Below are 1,547 nucleotides of genomic sequence, written 5' to 3'. Positions count from 1 at the left end.
GGTATAACGTAAAATATCTGAAAGACAGTAGATCCTGTCTCTTATACACATCTAGATGTGTATAAGAGACAGATTTTAAAGATAATCCAGAAAAGTAATAATTGTACAATTCAGCGTACACCACCTATTCTTTTTACCATAATAAAGTTCGAAATGTATAATGCAAGAGAACTTATCTGTCTTATAATCAGTTTGTAGATGTTTTCACGATGAAATTCTTGTATGCGTTTACTTGTTCGATATCGTAAAAACACTAACTATTGATTTCGAGGTGAATTGAATGGACGAAAGATTGAAAAAGAAAGTGTCTCCCGCATTTTCAATGAAACAAAAAATGACTGATACCTTTACTAGGCAGGGCCTGGTAGCGGGATTTATCTCTGCTATCGCTTTTGGTTTATACAGTACCATTTCTGCTTATGCAATGATGAAAGAACCTTTAATTGGAGCTGCTGGGCTTTTTGCAGCACCATTTGTGGCTTCGGCATTAAACGATACTATCGCTGCAATTTGGCTAGTCTTGTTTAATATAATTAAAGGTAGATTCAAAGAAATTGGTCGAAGCTTAGCAATTTTCCCAGGTCTAATGGTTATCTTAGGAGCATTGTTCGGAGGACCTATCGCCAACGGTGCTTATCTGATTGGGATCGCTTCTGCTGGTACGGCAGCTATTCCAATTTCCGCATTATTCCCAATGTTTGGTGCAATTTTCGCAAAAATGTTTTTGAAGCAAGACATTTCTAAACGAGTAGCCGGCGGTATGGTAATTTGTATCGCGGGTGCCATCATGATCTCTATGGATGGCGGCGGCTCTGTCGGCAGCAACTTTTTCTTTGGAATTATTTGTGCTTTTATCGCTGCAATTGGCTGGGGTATGGAAGGTGTATTTTCAGCTTTTGGTATGTCGATGATCGATTCAAATATCGCAATAACGATTCGCCAAGGTGTTTCAGGTATCGTCTTTATTATTGTTGTGCTGCCTCTCTTTAAATCTTTAGGGTTATTTGTAGATGTATTAGCTGCACCAAATCTTGTCCTGATCATTGCGTTAGGTGCACTATTTGCTGCCGGATCTTTCCTTGCGTGGTATGTTGCCAACAGTAAAGTGGGTGTTGCAACTGGCATGTCTATCAATAGTACTTATGTATTATGGGGCGTGATTTTCTCAGTAATATTCCTTCGCAGCTCCTTGAGCCCTATGATGATCATCGGTGCGGTCGTCATTACTGCAGGTGCAATCATCGTCTCGGTAAATCCGTTAGACTTTATTAAGAAGAAGGAGGCTTAATTGATGCTACTGCCAATTCGTTCCCGAGTTTTACACTTTATCGGAAGTAATCAAGAAAGTAAAAATAATATTAATACAGTGATGGAAGGCTTGAAAGCTGAATACGGATCAGAGAGACAGTTTACTTATGCCAACTTTTTAGATCATCTTCTTTCACTAAAAGAAAATGGGTTGATTGATGAGGACACATATGAGATCGACAAAGATGGTCAATTAGTCATCGACTACGTAATCAATGAAGAAGGTCTTAATACCATCA

2 protein-coding genes are annotated in these 1,547 nt (G+C 38.8%); both read left to right on the top strand.

Annotated features, from left to right (window positions below; genetic code table 11):
• Positions 1-280: 280 nt before the first annotated feature.
• A complete protein-coding gene (locus A5875_RS03120) occupies positions 281-1,288 on the top strand; it encodes a DMT family transporter (RefSeq protein ID WP_088932247.1) in 1,008 nt (335 codons plus the stop codon).
• Positions 1,289-1,291: 3 nt separating this feature from the next.
• On the top strand, positions 1,292-1,547 hold a 256-nt coding region (locus A5875_RS03115; RefSeq protein ID WP_176244610.1), incomplete at its 3' end, for a hypothetical protein.

The sequence above is a fragment of the Enterococcus sp. 3H8_DIV0648 genome, assembly GCF_002140655.1.
Classification (GTDB): Bacteria; Bacillota; Bacilli; order Lactobacillales; family Enterococcaceae; genus Enterococcus_A; species Enterococcus_A hulanensis.
Note: the sequence above shows the minus strand (reverse complement) of the source record. Positions and strands in the feature narration are given on the sequence as shown.

Bases quoted from the DNA above. Each gene is read 5' to 3' on its own strand.
- A5875_RS03120 (WP_088932247.1), top strand. From the start codon at position 281: ATGGACGAAAGATTGAAAAAGAAAGTGTCTCCCGCATTTTCAATGAAA.